Source organism: Bacillus sp. DHT2 (assembly GCF_026241455.1).
GTDB lineage: Bacteria > Bacillota > Bacilli > Bacillales > Bacillaceae_G > Bacillus_A > Bacillus_A pseudomycoides.
Window position 1 is genome coordinate 1 of sequence record NZ_JAPHWH010000009.1, and the last position, 18875, is coordinate 18875.

General features: G+C 35.6%; 19 protein-coding genes. 6 read left to right on the top strand and 13 right to left on the bottom strand.

What is annotated here, in order from left to right; translation table 11 throughout:
- Positions 1-286 (top strand): RNA-guided endonuclease InsQ/TnpB family protein (locus ORL93_RS19485; RefSeq protein ID WP_265959385.1); only part of this gene is annotated, 286 nt, incomplete at its 5' end.
- 930 nt (positions 287-1216) lie between these two features.
- On the opposite strand, the gene ORL93_RS19490 is transcribed toward ORL93_RS19485, so the two are convergent.
- The 5 genes from ORL93_RS19490 to ORL93_RS19510 all read right to left on the bottom strand — a co-directional run bounded on the left by ORL93_RS19490 (position 1217) and on the right by ORL93_RS19510 (position 4437).
- Entirely contained in the window at positions 1217-2062 is an 846-nt protein-coding gene (locus ORL93_RS19490) for an exonuclease (RefSeq protein ID WP_097795923.1), read from the bottom strand.
- A 324-nt stretch (positions 2063-2386) separates the two neighbouring features.
- Positions 2387-2587, bottom strand: a complete 201-nt coding sequence (gene cspB / locus ORL93_RS19495; RefSeq protein ID WP_003198964.1) for a cold shock-like protein CspB — start codon at positions 2585-2587, stop codon at positions 2387-2389.
- Positions 2588-2996: 409 nt separating this feature from the next.
- Positions 2997-3614 carry an acetate uptake transporter gene (locus tag ORL93_RS19500; RefSeq protein WP_003198966.1) on the bottom strand — a complete coding sequence of 206 codons (618 nt, stop codon included), beginning with the start codon at positions 3612-3614 and terminating at the stop codon, positions 2997-2999.
- Between the two features lie 68 nt (positions 3615-3682).
- On the bottom strand, positions 3683-4099 hold the full coding sequence (locus tag ORL93_RS19505) for an NUDIX hydrolase (RefSeq protein ID WP_097795922.1): 417 nt from the start codon (positions 4097-4099) through the stop codon (positions 3683-3685).
- Complete coding sequence (locus tag ORL93_RS19510; protein ID WP_018765372.1) at positions 4096-4437, bottom strand: ASCH domain-containing protein; 342 nt, start codon at positions 4435-4437, stop codon at positions 4096-4098. Before ORL93_RS19510 ends, ORL93_RS19505 begins: the two co-directional genes overlap by 4 nt.
- Positions 4438-4697: 260 nt before the next feature.
- Between ORL93_RS19510 and ric the strand changes: the two genes are divergently transcribed.
- Together ric and ORL93_RS19520 are read left to right on the top strand one after the other, a co-directional pair.
- Positions 4698-5405, top strand: coding sequence for an iron-sulfur cluster repair di-iron protein (ric, locus tag ORL93_RS19515; RefSeq protein WP_098160881.1), 708 nt, complete (start codon positions 4698-4700; stop codon positions 5403-5405).
- A gap of 124 nt (positions 5406-5529) precedes the next feature.
- A complete protein-coding gene (locus tag ORL93_RS19520; RefSeq protein ID WP_097795920.1) occupies positions 5530-6282 on the top strand; it encodes a (S)-benzoin forming benzil reductase in 753 nt (250 codons plus the stop codon).
- Positions 6283-6317: 35 nt separating this feature from the next.
- Here ORL93_RS19520 and ORL93_RS19525 read toward each other — a convergent pair whose 3' ends face one another.
- The 4 genes from ORL93_RS19525 to ORL93_RS19540 form a co-directional block, all read right to left on the bottom strand.
- The gene (locus ORL93_RS19525; protein WP_018781512.1) at positions 6318-7154 is read right to left on the bottom strand and encodes a GNAT family N-acetyltransferase; all 837 of its coding nucleotides are present in this window, start codon (positions 7152-7154) and stop codon (positions 6318-6320) included.
- Between the two features lie 247 nt (positions 7155-7401).
- On the bottom strand, positions 7402-8910 hold the full coding sequence (argH, locus tag ORL93_RS19530) for an argininosuccinate lyase (protein ID WP_098160882.1): 1509 nt from the start codon (positions 8908-8910) through the stop codon (positions 7402-7404).
- 228 nt (positions 8911-9138) lie between these two features.
- Complete coding sequence (locus ORL93_RS19535; RefSeq protein ID WP_265959386.1) at positions 9139-10248, bottom strand: serine hydrolase; 1110 nt, start codon at positions 10246-10248, stop codon at positions 9139-9141.
- 119 nt (positions 10249-10367) lie between these two features.
- Entirely contained in the window at positions 10368-11300 is a 933-nt protein-coding gene (locus ORL93_RS19540) for a nucleoside hydrolase (RefSeq protein ID WP_026008530.1), read from the bottom strand.
- 251 nt (positions 11301-11551) lie between these two features.
- Here ORL93_RS19540 and ORL93_RS19545 point away from each other — a divergent pair, with 251 nt between their 5' ends.
- On the top strand, positions 11552-12067 hold the full coding sequence (locus ORL93_RS19545; RefSeq protein WP_097795918.1) for a DoxX family membrane protein: 516 nt from the start codon (positions 11552-11554) through the stop codon (positions 12065-12067).
- Positions 12068-12240: 173 nt separating this feature from the next.
- On the opposite strand, the gene panF is transcribed toward ORL93_RS19545, so the two are convergent.
- The gene (gene panF / locus ORL93_RS19550; protein WP_097795917.1) at positions 12241-13674 is read right to left on the bottom strand and encodes a sodium/pantothenate symporter; all 1434 of its coding nucleotides are present in this window, start codon (positions 13672-13674) and stop codon (positions 12241-12243) included.
- 3 nt (positions 13675-13677) lie between these two features.
- On the bottom strand, positions 13678-13956 hold the full coding sequence (locus ORL93_RS19555) for a YhdT family protein (RefSeq protein WP_003198986.1): 279 nt from the start codon (positions 13954-13956) through the stop codon (positions 13678-13680).
- Positions 13957-14230: 274 nt separating this feature from the next.
- Between ORL93_RS19555 and ORL93_RS19560 the strand changes: the two genes are divergently transcribed.
- Complete coding sequence (locus ORL93_RS19560) at positions 14231-15715, top strand: aldehyde dehydrogenase family protein (protein ID WP_097795916.1); 1485 nt, start codon at positions 14231-14233, stop codon at positions 15713-15715.
- Positions 15716-15824: 109 nt separating this feature from the next.
- On the opposite strand, the gene fabG is transcribed toward ORL93_RS19560, so the two are convergent.
- The gene (fabG, locus tag ORL93_RS19565) at positions 15825-16565 is read right to left on the bottom strand and encodes a 3-oxoacyl-ACP reductase FabG (RefSeq protein ID WP_003198990.1); all 741 of its coding nucleotides are present in this window, start codon (positions 16563-16565) and stop codon (positions 15825-15827) included.
- A gap of 132 nt (positions 16566-16697) precedes the next feature.
- Here fabG and ORL93_RS19570 point away from each other — a divergent pair, with 132 nt between their 5' ends.
- Positions 16698-16847: a YfhD family protein gene (locus ORL93_RS19570; protein WP_003198992.1), complete on the top strand. Its 150-nt coding sequence runs from the start codon at positions 16698-16700 to the stop codon at positions 16845-16847.
- 83 nt (positions 16848-16930) lie between these two features.
- On the opposite strand, the gene ORL93_RS19575 is transcribed toward ORL93_RS19570, so the two are convergent.
- Positions 16931-18790 (bottom strand): terpene cyclase/mutase family protein, encoded by a 1860-nt coding sequence (locus ORL93_RS19575; RefSeq protein ID WP_098160885.1) that lies wholly within the window; start codon positions 18788-18790, stop codon positions 16931-16933.
- Between the last annotated feature and the right edge of the window lie 85 nt (positions 18791-18875).

The window sequence follows — 18875 nt, forward strand, 5'->3', positions numbered from 1 at the left end:
TCGGAATCGAAAAGTTTCGAAGTCGATCTCTGATGCAGGCTGGGGCGCTTTTCGTAAGATGCTTTTGTATAAGTGTGAGAAATTTGGCGGTTTACTTGTGAGAGTAGACCCAGCGTACACATCACAATATTGTTCTAGCTGTGGGAATCGTGTGAAAAAATCACTTTCGATTCGGACACATATTTGTACAAAGTGTGGAACGGTGTTAGACAGAGATTATAATGCAAGTCTCAACATTTTTCGAAAAGGACTAGAGCGATTACTTATGAGAACGACCGAAGAATGAAACTGTAGGGCAAGGTTGTGTCCAAACAGTATAAACGACGCCTGTGGAGAGTATGTAAGACTGCTTAGATTCCCAAGCAGCAACGCTCTATGAAACAGGAAGCTTCTTCTTCAAACAACTCGTAAGAGTGTTAAGGAGGGGTCATTCACAGACCAGTTTTATTTTACAATTACACCCTCTATTCCATATTATGGTTTTTATTGAGCGCTATTCTGTAGCACTCTTTTATTTTTACTCACATCCCTTTGCCTCTACCTTGGTTACTATACATATCCGGACACGAAAACCTACTATTAGAATTCAAAAAGATGACATTTCTTCAATATATCCTATCAGGCTATTGTTTGTATAACTACTAGAACTGAAGAAAAGCAGTTAAATAAAATATATCAGAATTTAAGGGAGACAGCTCAAGGAGAATTGTCCGTAAGAAACAACTGATGAGAGGGGAATAATCACGGAAAATACCGCACTTTCTTTAAAATGGACCGATATGGTTCGATCTTAAAGAAAAACTAAAAAAAGTACCTAGAATAAAAAAAAGGGAAATGACAAGAAAATAATGTTTTTTTCTCATCTTCACAGCATGTAAAAACTTTCTGTTCGTAAATATAATCATCGGAAAAAGAATACCACCTATTATCAAAGTAATAACTAAACCCATAACAATACCCACCCATTCTTTTACCATATCTGAGCAACCATTAAATAGACAATTGATTGAATAAACAGTTATTCCCCCCCTAAAAGAGCATACCTAAAAAGAAAACCAAAAATAAAATTTAGAAGCACACTTATTACTAAGTACAATTTTTCCATCTATTCACCTCAAAAAATACGTGTATATAATCATTGTTATTCTAATTAAAGAAGCCTAACAAAAAAACAATCCTTTATATATTCATTTACACGAACACTTTTAACTTTTGACTATGCATCATTTATTTTGTTATTTATCTCTTCTAACACTCGCAACTGCTGCTCACTTTTCTTTACAGCCATAGTAAAGTAATTTTGTAAAAGTCGTATTGTGTTATTATCAATATAATATCGTTCCGTTATATTCCCCCATGTCTTGCTATTTTGAAAATCATCCCAAGTAAATGGACTGTGTTCTTTTTTCTTTAATTCTTTAAATACCCATCTTTTCATTTTCTTTTTTGCTTTTTCAGTTAATAAACCATTCTTTACAAGTACGAGTTCTTCATTTCGTTTATACCGCTTATAAATATCCTTTTCTTTGAATACTTTAAGAAAGATATTCAAGGTGTTCTTAGCGTCTGCAAAGGCACGGTGCTGCTTTCCTTCCCATTCTAAAGAAAATTGTTCCACCGCAAATTTTAAACTTGGTGTATGTATAAATAATTGATCATATGCTTGAAATACAAATTTTTGCAAATCAAATTTTCTCTCATTCTCTATATTAGGGCATTCTATATGATGTAGCTTACAATCTTGCGCAAGAAATTTATAGTCTTCCTTCCCCCATGTTATAAACATATAATCATCCCCAGCAAATTGAAGAAATCGCTCCATTACCTCTGGAAACACTTCTACCTCTTTTAAATCTTGCTTTGTAATGCCTGTTAATTTTGTTGTATGGCGGGTTAGAGGTGCGGTTGGTTTAACAAGTGAAGAAAATTGTCCTATTATACGCACTGTACTTGCTTCTACCTTGATTGCCCCAATATCAACCACTTCCAAGGGATCTTGCGATTTATAAGGTCGAAAATTCCGTTCAACATCAAAGACAATATAATATTTAGGTTCATTCAAGTCATATCCCTCTTCCTTATCTGATTATATTTTTAATTATATATTCCCCACTGTACAAATACACAAAACAAAATTTATAAAAAAGATTCCGAGATTACTTTTTTGAATATTTAGACAACAATAACTAAATTTTTTTGTATATAGAGCAAAGCTTTACTCAGCGAGGTTTGCTTTATCTCTCGTCTAGCTTCTTTGTTTTCGTCGAATGTTGCGGTGAGAGTATTATTGCACGCGAATAGCGGGATAAACATACATTCGAAAGAATGAAATGAATCAAGCACAATAAAAAAAAGAGAAGGGCAAGCCCTTCTCTTTTCAATTCAATTACTTCTTAACTACGTTAGTAGCTTGTGGTCCACGGTTACCTTGTTCTACTTCGAAAGTAACTTCTTGACCTTCTTCTAAAGTTTTGAATCCTTCGCCTTGGATAGCTGAGAAATGAACGAATACGTCTTCTCCGCCTTCAACTTCGATGAATCCGAAACCTTTTTCTGAGTTAAACCATTTTACTTTACCGTTTTGCATGAAAAAATCCTCCTACAATGTACCTATATGTACATATTCATTTTCGACCACTTTACAACAATAATAACGACATTAAAAAACTGCAACCGCAGAGGAGATTTAACATTGCTATCCTCTTCTGAAGTTACAGCTCATTTAAATCTCTATATTATTAAAAGTAAAATGGTTTATAATCACTATATCATATCGATATAATAAAAGTAAAGCTGAATTCTCTATTTTTTGTACATTTTACACAACATTTTTCTCACAGGGCTTCAACTTTAGAATTTCTCCACTAGTTGCCTATCAGCTACTAGGCGAGTTGGTTCTTACCTAGACTTTCACCAGTAAGCAATACTTAGCTTAAACTGGGCACGCTATAAAAAAAGCACGAATGACTCTTCTTGTCATTCGTGCTCCTCTACTCTTATTTTTTAAAAATGCCAAATGGCTTTCCTACTGGTAATACAACTTTTCCGAAATGTGTATTTAATACAGCAGCTGCTGAACCATAGAAAGATAGTAATGAAATACATAGTTCAGAATACGCTGCTAAATTATGCATAGCATGTGGCATAACACCTAAAGTACTAAATGAAAGACCGATAAATAAGAAATCAATAAGTACAAAAATCATAAATAATACTTTATGTGTTTCCATTGCTCCAATAGTCATAAAAATTGTAAAAATTAGGTACCCAATAAATGCAACACCAAGTTGCTTTGGATCTACAGCTTGTGCCAGTTTTTCGCCAAATACACCAAGTTGAATTAACCATGATGTCCCAACACCTAACCAAAATAGACCATACGCACCAAAAGCAGTTGTACCGAACGTATTATTATGCTTTGCATCGTGAATGCAAGCAAAAAGTTGTGCAAATCCTCCTAAAAAGATTGCCCATGGTAATACAAATGAAACGCCATCAGTTAATCCTAGCTTTTGTGATGATGCTACAAGTGTTACCATTGCTAATCCAAATAGACCAATTCCAGATGGATCCGCTGTTGTCATTTTCACATGATGTGTAGTTTGATTACTCATAAAAACCTCCTGATTTTGAACACATACCTGAATACAATACTGAATTCAGGTATGTATGTCAATGGTTTTTATTGTATGTCGTCAGACTTCACGTTTTTGTAACAATGAAATATCATTTTCGCTACTTCATATGGCTTGATATTTAAATTTAATAGCTCTTTTACAGGAATCCAAACTGGAATGTATTGTCCCCTATCACTCTTTGTAAATTCTTCACCTTTTCCTGTACCAAAAACACCACCAATGATACGAGCTTCATAAAAATACTGAGTGCCTTTATACTCATACTTCGTAACAAGTTTTTGAACTTCAACATGCACGCCTAATTCTTCATAAGCCTCACGTATTGTCGCTTCTTTCGGTGTTTCATACTCTTCAATCCCTCCACCCGGAAAGACAAAATACACTTCATTCTTTCGAACACGTTTTATAAGAGCAACCTTGTTTTCTTGTATCAAAATGAGTGAGCTACGATTTCGAATCATGCTATTACTTCAACCCCAATAGCAATTGTTCCCCACCTTTTCTCTTGTTCTTTCGTATATATTTCATATGTACTTGCTAGCATTTCTTCTACACTCCAGTTTGCACAGTCCAGCAACTCTTTATCAATGTCTTCATACATCTGTTGAAATGTTTGATAACATTTTAACTCAGTTACTTTTACACAAATTGTTTCTTTTGTTGTTAGATTTGTAAATTCGATTTTATCGTCTTTTTGTATATTCTGACGCTTTTTATCATATAAGCGTACTTCAAATACCTTTTTTCCAGATTGAATAGATTGAAATGGCCCATTATATAATCCCATTTTATGTTTCATTTCCTCACCACCTTAGTTTATTATAACATGAGCATTTCCAACTCTTTTTTCATTTGTTGCAAAAAATTCAGCAAGGCTTATTCGATATCATTTTCAAAAGAAGAATCATCACCATTACTTTTTCAAACAGATTGAACAACTCCTTCCCGCATGTACAAAACATTCATGAATTCTACATTATATTTGTGATTATAATCACTTCGATCTCTTTTCTTATCCATTATGCTAAAAGCATACAAATGAACAGAGGAGTGATTCATATGGCTACACCTTTTACTAAAACATCTATTGTTGGTGAAATAGTTACCACTTTTCCACAAGCAAGTGATTTGTTTAAAAAACATCGTATTGATTTTTGTTGTGGCGGGGACAAAACAATTGAAATAGCGACACAAACAAAAAAATTTTCTCCTGATGAACTTTTAAAACTATTAAATGAACAATATATTTTATATAAATCAAAAAATAATGAATCTACAAACTGGAGTGAGGCTAATTTTTCTATACTAATTGACCATATTATCCAAAAACATCATCGATATATTCAAGAAGAATTGCCACAGCTGAGCCCATATATAACAAAAGTATTTCGCGTACATGGTCAAACAGAGTCGCATTTAAGTACCGTTCACCGACTTTTTCATGAATTAAAATTAGAACTTGAACAACATATAATAAAAGAAGAAACTCTTGTATTCCCGCTTATCAAAAAATACGAACAAAATTCAACTCAAGAAAATTTAATTTTAGCAATTGAAAGGCTTGAAGAATTAGAACAAGAGCATGATGGAGCTGGCGATCTTATAAAAGAATTACGAATCATTACAAATGATTTTACTCCTCCCGAGCATGCATGCCGCACATATCGTATGGTTTATAATCGTCTAGAAGATTTTGAATCTGATTTATTCCAGCATGTACATCTTGAAAACAACATTTTATTCAAAAGATTACTTTCCTTAAAATAAACAATAAATCTCCTCATATGAGGAGATTTATTTCTTTATATAAGATGCTCTATACTATAACATGTAGATAAGACACCTTATCGACACCACTTATTACATTTAATATGGGAGGAGTTTTAAAGAAATGCGCTACGTCATTGTAACAGGTACTTCACAAGGATTAGGCGAGGCAATCGCTACACAATTATTAGAGGAAAATACACGACTCATTTGTATTTCTAGAAGACAAAATGAAAAGCTTATTGAAAAAGCAAAACAAAAAGATATTCCTTTAACATTTCACTCAATCGATCTCCAAGATGTACATAATCTAGAAACTCATTTTGAAACAATCTTTTCATCCATTGAAAAAGAAAACGTATCGTCTATCCATTTGATTAATAATGCCGGTACCCTCGCACCAATGAAACCGATTGAAAAATCAGAAAGTGAACTTTTGATTGCAAATGTACAAATTAATTTAATTGCACCGATGATCCTTACTTCTTCGTTTATGAAACATACGAAAAATTGGAACGTGGACAAACGTATTATTAACATTTCTTCAGGAGCCGGTCAAAAACCATACTTTGGATGGGGAGCATATTGTACAACGAAAGCTGGCGTGAACATGTTTACACAATGTGTCGCTATAGAGGAAGCTGAAAAAGAATATCCAGTAAAAACAATTGCTTTTGCCCCAGGTGTTGTTGACACAAACATGCAGCAACAAATTCGGCAAACAGAAAAAGAAGATTTTACTAACTTAGATCGATTTATCGCTTTAAAAGAAGAAGGAAAATTACTCTCTCCTGAATATGTCGCTAAAGCGGTTATCCATCTTTTAGATACACCCCATTTCGAATCTGGCGGCGTAATTCGCATTGATGAAAAATAGTTTCATAGCAAAAGGCTCGCATATAAGCGAGCCTTTTATCTTATCGGTTCTAAAAATATTAATACAGATTCCATTATTGGTTCATATCCTATCTCTTGGTAAATCTTATTCGACGTTGGATTTGCTAAGTCTGTATATAAAGTAGTTGTTTTATAACCTCGGTCTAACATGAGCTGGCTAAGGGCAGCTACACAATTAGAAGCGTACCCTTGTTTACGTTCTTCTTTCGGTGTATATACAAAATTGATTGTAATATTACTCTTAGTGGGCCTTGTAATTGCAGCTACTGAAACTAATCTCCCATCTACTTCCCATCCAAACAACCGATTTGTACTTACTAATGTGTTTGCAGTTTGTTTTGCTTTTTCTTCCGTAGTGGGCAAATGAACATCTTCACAAAATTGGTGCACCCACTTTTCAATTAATGGTAGTTCAACGCTGTTTACTCGCCGGAAAGCTCCATATTCACCCCATTTCTTCTTTACTTTTTTTAATTCATACACCCCTTGATTCATACGAATAGAAAGCTTCTTTTGTTCTAATTTTGCAATCTCTTCAGCTAATTGTTTCACCACTCGCTTTTCACCAATCAATCCCGGTATATCTGGATACACCTTTGTTAATTGTTTCGCTATTCCCTCTATAGCCTCTTGCGAAATCTCGGATTTAGCAACAATCATTTTCTTTTTCTCAGTTTGAAGAAGTATGAGAGCAATTTTTTCATTTTGCTTTGCTATTGCCATAAACAACGGATTCTCCGTAGACTGTAACACCCCTAATAATAAATTATTTTCTTGCTCATTCATTTCCAAAATGGAGGTGACTTCCTTCCTAAAGTAAGAAACATCTTTATATACCTGTAATTGAATCATCGACAATCTCTTCTTTCTATATAAATCCCTTTTGATTTTTCGACATATAAGTCGTTGATACGAAGAAGAAAAGGTGACTTACACTCATTTTCTCTCTCTGTTTTACCTTGGCATGAGGCAGGAAAAGGATCTGACCGTTTCTATGCATGGCCGTATGCTCTCTCCCACCTAAAAAGAAGGGGTTTATTTGGATTTATATTTTTATATTTAAATAGAATATTGGCGATTCATTCATTAAATCCTGCTTTTACGATTCAATAATATTCCAGACTATCGTCATTACTTCTTTTTCAGCTTGTGAGATACGTTGTTTTTCCCTTTCGAATGTAATTTCTTCGTTCTTAAAACACTCTCTCCTCTTTTGAATCATACGTACCATTTCTTTTTTGCTCGGCCCACCATATACAGTCCGTTTTTCAACAAATGATTCTGGTGATATAATATCATCCCATTCTTTTTCTGAAAGTATTACATGAAAGTTTTCTTGTAAATATATGTTTACTTCTGTGAAATTCAGTTCATGTAACTCTTTTCTCTGCTGTATAGACATTGTTGCAATATCACTTGCAGCACGATGAGCACGCCGAAAAGGAATCTTATAATTTTTTGTTAATGCGTCTGCAAAATCGGTTATTGTAATCGCATGTTGAAACGAGCGAGTTCTTAAAACTTCATCTTCCACCTTCATCGTTCGAATTACTGCATTCATCATACAAAACACACGAATTGCCTTTTCGATTCCTTCATACAAATAAGGTTGCAAATCATCTTCTGTATCAACAATATCTCCAAACGGTGTATTATGAATCATTTGAAATACAGTGAAAGTTTCTCCAAGTGCACTGCTAGCGAGAGCACGAGCATGTTCAATGGAAACAGGGTTCCGTTTTTGCGGCATTATACTGCTGATTTGTACGTATGGGTTAGCAACAGTAATCCCATTGTATTCTTTTGTTGCTAGTAGTAAGAAATCATGGAGCCATCTACTGCTATTTGTCATCGCTACCATAAGTGTCGCGCTTGTTTCTAATAAATAGTCTGCGCTTGCAATAGCGTCATATGAATTTTCAATAACACTTGAAAAACCGAGCAACTTTGCAACCTGCTGTCTATTTATAGGAAAGCTTGTAGTAGATAGAGCAGCTGCACCCAAAGGAGATTGATTGACAAGATGATATACCTTCCAAACACGCTCTAAATCCCGATGCATTGTATCATATATTGCTAACATATAATGACCGAATGTTGTCGGCTGGGCAGGTTGTGTGTGCGTATAAGCAGGCATGATTGTTTCCATATGTTCATTCGCAACTTCTAACATACTTTCTTGTAAAAGAAGAAAATGCTCTATATAACGGAGTAAATAGCGACGCAAACTCATCCGATACATCGCGACCCCCATATCATTCCGGCTCCTGCCAATATGCATATTACTTACAAAATTATGATTTGCTTCTTGCCCAATTAAATGCTCCACTAAAAAAAAGAGATCTTCATGCTCCTTCTCATACAGTAATTGACTCTTTGGAATTTGTGCCACTTTTTCTAACGCTGTTAAAATAACTTTTGCATCTTTTTGTTTCATTAATTTTTGCTCAATAAGCATGATAATATGAGCACGATGAATCATAAACATCTCTTGCAACAAGTAATCTCGCTGAAATTGAAATACATGCTGTAGCACACAATTTGCATAGGTTTCCCCAGGGAAATCAGCGCCCTCACCCTTTATAAATTCCTCCTTATTTTGTTTCATCACCTTTTCCCCTTTCGCCCAGTTATTACTAATCATCATACCCTGAGCTTTTGAAAAGGTGCTTGTATAAAGTAAAACTATAATTAGTGGGAAATCCCTTCATCTCCCCATTAATTATTAGCCCTCACCAATCGGGTCTTTACAGGATAAAGTGAAACTTCCATCAGCGAGGTCTTACTGCCCACAAATAGCGGGATAAAAATAAACCCGATGCTTCACGCATCGGGTTTATTTAATAACAGTGGCATCATATTTTTCACTTTTTAACACCTGGAACTGTAAATTCAGTAAGTGCTTACGAAGCTCTGTACTATCATCTTCATCCAATTGATTTGCTAAAAATACAATTTCTGTACAATTCCCAAGTTTATCAGTGGCATAAGCTGCTTTTGCTAATGTCCATGGGGTATACCCATTTTTTTGTCCAGCATGCCGGAATGACTTACGATACTTCTTTGCTTTCATGTCCGTTTCAACAAGGTTTGCCCACTCACTTTCTCCAGCCTTTGTAAATCCTTTTTTATGATTCGCTTTTTCCAGAAGCACCATATAATCATTTGCGGATGCAGCTGGCAACTTATCTGACCATATTTTTTCATATTTTCCTTCTAAATAGAGCGGAATTTCTTTTTGTAATAACGGTCCTTTCTCTTTTAACCGTTCATGTATTAACATAGCATAACGACGATATTCTTCTGAAGACATTTCTTTTAACTTTTTCTCTAATTTAGATTTTGGAATATGCAGTTCCTTATGCAAATATCCCGGAATGTATAGAGAAGAAACAATAGGAAATAACGGTTGATGTGAAGGAAGTGATAGGTTTTGTAAATTTTGGTTAATATAATCTAGTCCAAGTCGATCCATTAAATATTCTGTATTTGCATTTGAACTAAATTTCATCATCCCTTTCGCAACTTCTTCTAAAGAAATTGCATTTCCATCCATTTTACCAGTTTTCATTAAATACTTTTGCCAACGATCCTGCGCACCACCATCTGTATTTGGAATATAGTAACGATTTACATCATCAATTGACACATAACTATTTGGGTCAATTCTCCCATCTACAACTTGTTTCGTAAATTCAAGTGCAACAATTAACTTCATCGTGCTCGCAACTGGTAACACGACATCTGGATTCACAGAATAAACAACTTTATCATTTCGCTTTATAAGTAGGGCACTATTTTTTTCATCTTTATGTTCTTCAACAAATGAGGCAATAAATTGAGCATCATCATTATTAGAGCTCCAAACTTTTTTTACTAAAAAGTTACCGGATATAAGTACTACGAATACACCAATGATTCCCGCACATATTATAACTTTTCTCAAGTGAATTCCCTCTCCTAATTTACATCTTTTATCTGTTATATATAGTTATAAACAAAACAATAGAGACGATTGTCTAAATAATCGTCTCTATTATTTTAACTTGTCATCTCCTATTATGTCTATGTCATAATTCGAACAAAATTTTCAACAAATTTCTTATAATTTAATTTCCACCCAATTCGCACCCAATTTTTAAGAGCTTTCGCATCGGGTTGTGGCCGAAAATCAGCGATACTTTCCCCCTTTGCACTACCTTCTAAATCAACTTCTACTTTCCGATATACATATTCAATCATAGAAGGATTTACAACTGCCATCATCGTAAGCACATCATGAATGGGGCTTCCGGTAATTTTCGGATTTATTTTCTTATATGCCTTATAATAATATTGAAATATAGGTTCAATTAATTTGTTAAATGCAGTTTGTGAATGTTTTTTTATATAATGCACAGTTTCAGGTGTAACAATTGATTCACTTGTAACATTTAGAGGGATTAATGTTACGTTTTTTGCATACTGCATGACTAAATTTGCAGCAAGTGCATCTCCATGAAAATTCGCCTCTGCTACAGGGGTAACATTCCCTGGAACAAGAAATGCTCCACCCATACAGTAATATTCTTTTACATCTTTCATTATATCTTTTCCTAATATAAACGCCGTTGCTAAACTTGTTGATCTTCCTGTATCAACAATAATAATTTCTTTTTTATAACGCTGTATTATGTCAAAGATTGCACAAAACGATTTAATATTTGGTTGAATCGTTTTTGGAGGGCGAATTGGCCCTAATCCTTCCGCTCCATGAATTTCCGGATAATATGTTGTAAATTCACCTGACAATGGCATTTTTGCTCCATTTATAATTGGTATATCCTCTCTGCCTGCTAGTTGCATTAAATACGCAGCATTGCTCGTTGCTTGCTCTTGTGTTACATTTCCATATCCAGTTACAATCCCAACGATTTCAATCTCAGGATGTAATAGCCCATACATAATGGCTAAAGAATCATCAATACCTGGATCTCCTAAAAAAAGCACCTTTTTCATGGCACTTCCCCCCCATCCCTGCACCTCTTATTATGGTATAAACCAAAATACATGTTAACTATTTTTTAAACCATATACGCCATAAATTAAAATCACACTGTATTCACACACTGCTTTTTGAACAAACGATGAATTATTCAAACAACCACTGGATTGAACCATTTGTTCAAATTTCGTTCATTGTGATTCGATTCACAAAAATACATAATAAACTTGTAAATACATTTTATTATGTATCGGAGGAATTTATTATGTTTATTGATTTTTTACGTAATAACAAAAAAGCTTTATGTATTCTATTACCCCTTCGTTTATATTTAGGATACGCTTGGTTATCTGCTGGATTAGGGAAGTTTTTCGGTCAATCATTTGACGCAAGCGGTTTTTTAAAAGATGCAATTGCCAAAGCGAGTGGAGATCATCCAGCTGTACAAGGTTGGTGGGCTGATTTTCTACAACACTTTGCTCTTCCACATGCTGATTTATTTAGCTTTCTCGTACAATGGGGAGAAATTTTAGTTGGGCTTGGTCTTCTTTTAGGAGGGCTTACGAAAACCGCAGCATTTTTCGGATTAATCATGAACACTGCTTTTCTTTTAAGTGGAACTATAAGTACAAATCCAAATATGATACTATTGTCTATACTGATTTTAGTTGCAGGACATAACGCTGGACGTGTTGGTCTAGACGGATTTGTTTTTCGAAAACTTTTCCATAAACATAAAAATAACTATCCAACCTATCCTACACATAAATTTGCATCATAATTAAGTTTTTAATTATAAAAAGTAGAGCTCTTATAAATGCAATACGAGCTCTATTTTTATAACAAATTTATTTAATTAGATTATAAACTCTTCAAATCCAAACATCTTTTCTATTTTTTGATTAAAAACTGTAGAACATACCCATTTTATATATGCCATTCACACATATATCTTCATGCCGTTTTATTTGACGTTAGCATACTACCTATTACATACGCAATGAAAGCAAAACAAATCGGAAACACAACTGTATGTATACCAAACGGATTTGGAAAACAAAGGTGAAATAGCATATAAGAACTCACACCAACCAGAATGGATGCAAGCGCGCCAACTGCATTCCCTCTCTTCCAATATAGCCCTAAAACAATAGGCCAAATAAATGCTGCTTCTAAGCCACCAAAGGAAAATAAGTTTAACCATATTAAGAAATCTGGCGGTTTAATAGCTGCGGCATATACAAGTAAACCAATGATACCCGTAATCCATAGACTTCCTTTTTTTATTGTTGTATCCGCCGCATTTTCATTTATATAGTTCACATATATATCTTTAATAATGGATGAACTCACCAGTAGTAAAAGTGAGTTTACCGTTGACATAATTGCCGCCATTGGGGCAGCCAAAAAGATTCCAGCAAGCCAAGGTGGCAATACTTCCATCGCAAGAAGTGGCATTACTTTGTCTGGTACAGTTACGCCTGGAAGCACCACGCGTGCAAATACACCTGTTAAGTGCATACCAATCATAATTGTACCAACAACAATTGTCCCGATAATTAAAGCTTGATGCATCGCTTTTGAATTTTTATAAGACATCGCACGCACGCTAATTTGCGGTAATCCAACAACACCAACACCAATTAATATCCAAAATGATGTCACATACGTTTTCGTTAAACTGCCATCTGCACCAAATGGTGTAATTAAATTGGGATTAATTCGAACCAGTTCTTGCATAATCTTTTCAATCCCGCCACCAGCAATCACTGTTGCAATTAAAATAATTGTCGTACCTGCTAACATAATAATGCCGAGCAATGTATCAGATAAAGCAACTGCGCGGAATCCACCAATTAAAACGTATACAAGTACAGAGAATGTAAAAAGAAATAAAGCCGTTGTATACGAAAGGCCTGTTAACGATTCAATTAACCTTCCGCCTCCAACCCACTGAGCAACTGTTGCTGAAAATAAAAAGATAATAATACATACTGCTGAAAGAATGACCACTGCTTTATGATTATATCTTCCTTTTAAATAATCAATAAGCGTAATTGCTTCCATCTTTCTTGCAATGATTGCAAACTTTTTACCAATTACCGTCAAGACAATGTAACCCGTTACAACCTGGATTGCTGATAATAATACCCATCCAAGCCCCATATTGTATGCAATTCCAGGTCCACCGATAAAACTACTCGCACTACCGTACGTAGCAATCATTGTCATAGCTAATAATAGACCGCCAAGCTCACGTCCTCCAAGAAAATATTCTTGTAAAAATTTATTATGAGCAGTTGCTTGTACACGTCTTGATGCATATACACCAATTAAAAATACAACGATAAAAGAAATTATCATTGGGATTATTACGTACCAATTCATTTATCATTCCTCACTTTTTTCTTCCTCATCAAGCGAAATATCTTGAAATGCAAAACGCACGATTAAAATAAGAAGTATAACTACTACACCAAAACCGACTATACAACTATAAAAAAACCATGCCGGAAAACCTAATACATATGTATATTCACTTGGATCTTTACTCCCAAGCCCATAGGCAAATCCATACCATATTATAAAATTGATAAAAGCAAGTCCAAGACCAATTAACGCCTCTCTATGGGCAATTCGAAAGCGTGGATCATCATGATAATCCTTCATTTTCTCCCTCCTCTCACGATGTATAATTGTAACATTGTTTTTCTAGTTTTTCCTACTAGAAAAGAAAAACTAGAAGGATTTTTTGCAAATATATAGAATCCAACTCCGTATTACATAATTTTTACAATTGTAATGTAAATGAAATTTGAATTTTCAGTCTTTATTATTTATGATTAAAATTAGAGGTCTTCCATCTAGTTTCTTTACAACTTTGTTACAGGAATAAACGCCGTCTCGTACTGCGTTTACATTATATTTTCAAGGGGGTTATACAATGAGTCAACTAGCTGTAAATCTTCATGAAAAAGTAGAGAAATTTCTTCAAGGAACAAAAAAATTATATGTGAATGGAGCTTTTGTTGAAAGCGCTTCCGGAAAGACATTTAAAACTCCAAACCCAGCAACTGGTGAAACACTTGCGATTGTTTCAGAAGCTGGTCGCGAAGACATTCATAAAGCCGTAATGGCTGCAAGACAGGCCTTCGATGAAGGTCCTTGGTCACGTATGAGTAGCGCTGAACGAAGCCGTCTTATGTACAAGCTTGCTGATTTAATGGAAGAACATAAAGAAGAACTGGCACAACTTGAAACATTAGATAACGGTAAACCAATCCGTGAAACATTAGCAGCAGATATTCCGCTTGCAATTGAACATATGCGTTATTACGCTGGCTGGGCTACAAAAATTGTCGGTCAAACAATCCCAGTCTCTGGTGAATATTTTAACTATACACGCCATGAAGCTGTTGGTGTTGTTGGGCAAATTATTCCGTGGAATTTCCCACTCCTTATGGCAATGTGGAAAATGGGGGCTGCTCTTGCAACTGGTTGTACAATCGTATTGAAGCCAGCAGAACAAACACCTCTTTCCGCTCTATACTTAGCTGAATTATTTGAAGAGGCTGGATTCCCAAAAGGCGTTGTCAACATCGTACCAGGATTTGGCGAGACAGCTGGACAAGCTCTTGTCAATCATCCTCTCGTTGATAAAATTGCATTTACGGGTTCTACTCCGGTTGGTAAACAAATTATGAGACAAGCATCTGAAACATTAAAACGAGTTACATTAGAACTTGGAGGTAAATCACCGAATATTATTTTACCAGATGCTGATTTATCTCGAGCAATCCCAGCAGCACTTTCCGGTGTTATGTTTAACCAAGGTCAAGTATGCTGTGCAGGGTCACGTTTATTTATTCCAAAGAAAATGTATGATAATGTTATGGCTGACCTTGTTCTATATTCAAAAAAATTAACACAAGGTGCAGGTCTAGATCCACAAACTACAATTGGACCTCTTGTTTCTGAAGAACAACAAAAACGCGTTATGGGATACATTGAAAAAGGGATCGAAGAAGGCGCAGAAGTACTTGTTGGTGGAAACAAACCATACGAGCAAGGTTATTTCGTCGCTCCAACTGTATTTGCGGACGTAAATGATGAAATGACAATTGCAAAAGAAGAAATTTTTGGTCCTGTCATCTCTGCATTGCCGTTTAATGATATTGACGAAGTAATTGAACGTGCAAATAAGTCATCATTTGGCTTAGCCGCTGGTGTATGGACAGAAAATGTAAAGAATGCACATTACATTGCCAGCAAAGTTCGTGCTGGTACAGTATGGGTAAACTGTTACAACGTATTTGATGCAGCTTCTCCATTTGGTGGATTTAAGCAATCTGGCCTTGGCCGTGAAATGGGTTCTTATGCATTAAATAACTATACAGAAGTGAAGAGTGTTTGGGTGAACCTAAACTAAATGAAAGGGCCTGACCAAAGTTGGTCAGGCTCTACTTATTATGTAACAAATTTTTTAGAAAATCCAATTATTTTATTCCGTAACATATTTGAAAATATGGAACTATCTCTTACACTTGCAAGCCACCACTCACATTTAATACCTCGCCTGTAATATAAGAAGCATACTCTGAAGCGAAAAAGGCCGCTGCATTCGCGATATCTTGTGGCATTCCAATTCTTCCAACTGGGATTGCACCAACCATCTTCTCTTTCACTTTATCTGGTATTGTTTTTGTCATATCTGTATCCATAAAACCGGGACAAATGGCATTACAAGTAATACCAAATCCGCCCACTTCTTTTGCTGCCGTTTTTGTTAATCCAATGACGCCCGCTTTCGTTGCAGCATAATTTGCTTGCCCAATATTACCTTCCCTACTAATCGAAGAAATATTGATGATACGTCCAAATTGTTGCTGCCTCATGTAAAGAAGTGCCGGTTGCATACAATAAAACACACCTGTTAAATTTACTTGCATTACTTGCTCCCAAGCTGATTTCTCCATTTTATGTAACATCGCATCTCTTGTAATCCCTGCATTATTCACTAAAACATGTAATTCTCCAAATGTTTGAACTGCGTATTCGACTAACGATTTCGCTTCACTTTGATTACTCACATCACATGCGTATAAACTTACTTCATATCCTTGGTCTAAAAATTCTCTTGCTGTTTCTTTTAATTTCTTCTCATTTACATCACTGATTAACACCTTTGCACCTAACTTTGCAAAAGTACAAGCAATTTCTTTCCCAATCCCTTGCGCTGCTCCTGTTACAACAGCTGTTTTCCCATGTAAAAAATCCATCCCTATCCCCCATTTCTATTACTTATACTGTATATTTCGGCTTTATGCTTTCCAAATCCTTTTTGTATAAAAAAGTCTATTTGTGTCAAACTAAACTTGCAACATAGCATAAACACAAGGAGATTGTGTCGAATGAACAAAAAGAACCTAGGGTATAGCAAAACTTCTGATGGCATCGATGTAGAGTTCTCTCGTGAACTTGCTGATCATGATGACTTAGAAGCAAATGCACGTGCTGACGCCGCCGATGCACGTCAAAAACGACAGTCTAAACAAAAATAAGGCGCTATCTCGCCCTTATCCTTTTGCAATTGGGACCTACTACTACCCATACAAAATGAAATAAACCGAGATAATTTCTCGGTTTATTTCATATATTTTTTGATATAATGCGCAAAAGTAAGGATTGGAAATATGTGATGGTAGCTATGGTAGCGAATATAAAAACCATCTGGTAGCCCTATGCCTGTAGGATAATCCTGATTCTGATTTAGATGTGCAAGTAAATAAGAAATCCCTTTTCGAATGACAGGTGTTTCCGTATCATAAAAAGTAATAAGTGCATCGAGTGCCCATGCCGTTTGTGATGGTGTACTAAACGGTAACGAAATAAAATGCTTTTCTATGCTACTTCTGCAAGACTCTCCCCAACCTCCATCGTTATGTTGAATACCCTCTAACCATGTAACTGCTTTTTGTAAAGCTGTATGATTAGATGGAACTCCTACAGCACGTAAACCTGTGAGAGCTGCCCAAGTACCGTATATGTAACACACCCCCCATTTTCCATACCATGATCCATTCTTCTCCTGTGCTTGCATTAACCATTTAATTGCTCGATCCTTTTGGTCATCTTTTAGCTGGTGCGGAGCATATGTTCCAAAAAACTCCAACACCCTACCTGTAATATCTGACGTAGATGGGTCCGTAGTCATGTCTCCTGCGTTATCAAGAGGTAAATCGGCCAGTAAACGATTCGTTACACCTCTTTCAAAAGCAGCCCAGCCCCCATCAATATTTTGTAATCCCCTCACCCATTCAATTCCTTTTTTCCAAGCTTCTTCTACTTTTTGATTCCCTTTCCTACTTCGCGCTAACGCTCTAAGTGTAGCTGTCGTATCATCAATATCAGGAATTGTCGTATTAATATCTGAAAAGCCCCAACCTCCAGCGTCAAGTATTGGAGCATGCACACTCCAATCCTTTCTCTCTTTATGCTGTTTTTGTAGTAAATAATCTGTCGCTTTGTGAATCATTTTGTTGTCATGCGGTACACGCGCTTCTTGCAACGAATAACTTAGTAAAGCTGTATCCCACACTGTAGATGGTGAATTTTGAAGATGTGTCCCCTTGTTCATATTCCATATATAAGATTTCAACCCTAATACTGCATTGGAAATAAGCTGTGACTGAATCGAATGCCCAAGTGCAAGCAATGCATAAATCATATAAAATGTAGCACTCGCATAACTGTATAGTGTTCCATTTGTTTCAATCCGCTTAATCATAAAACGCTCTGCTTCTTTATATCCCTTATGTTGTAAAGATAACGGATAAGATAAAAACTTTTTCACGTCACCAAGAAGCGTTTGAAACAATGGGGAACGTTCTTCACGGAACCACTGCTTTTTACTCCCACCTGAAATATAATCTAAATTAGGAAGAATCGTTTTGGACACAGTAAATCGTTTATTCATACAAATCATCATCGGAATGAGGTGAATACGCGCGGAACTACTTAGCTCAAATATACTAAGCGGGGAATCTTCAGGTAAAAATAACATGGGTGTTGGGAAGTGAAATAAAGAAGGATATTCATATCCTCCATGGAGCGCTAATAAAAACTTCGTCATAAAGTGAGCCTTTGTAATCCCACCCTGCCTCCGAATAAACGCTTCTGCACGCTTCATATTTATATCTTCTTTCGTATACCTTCCAGAAGCAAGTAAAGCAACATATGCATTAATTGTAGTAGACAAATTGCCAACAGATTCATCTTCATATAGCTTCCAGGTCCCTTCATTTGTTTGAAGAGATGCAACTCGAGTAACAAATGGCTCCATCTCACCATTTTGTCCTAATAATCTTAGTAAAAAAATCATATGACAATCCGTTAATGGAGAACCTTCAAAACAAAAACGCCAAGCCCCATCTTGATATTGCATCGTTCGAAGTGCAGTAACTTTCCGCTCGACTTCTTGACGCACTTTTTCATATAATAACACCCTTTTCACCTACCCTTTCTAAATCCGTATACGATATTCCGCTTAGCACACAAATATGTACGAAACAAATAAAAAACAGAATGTG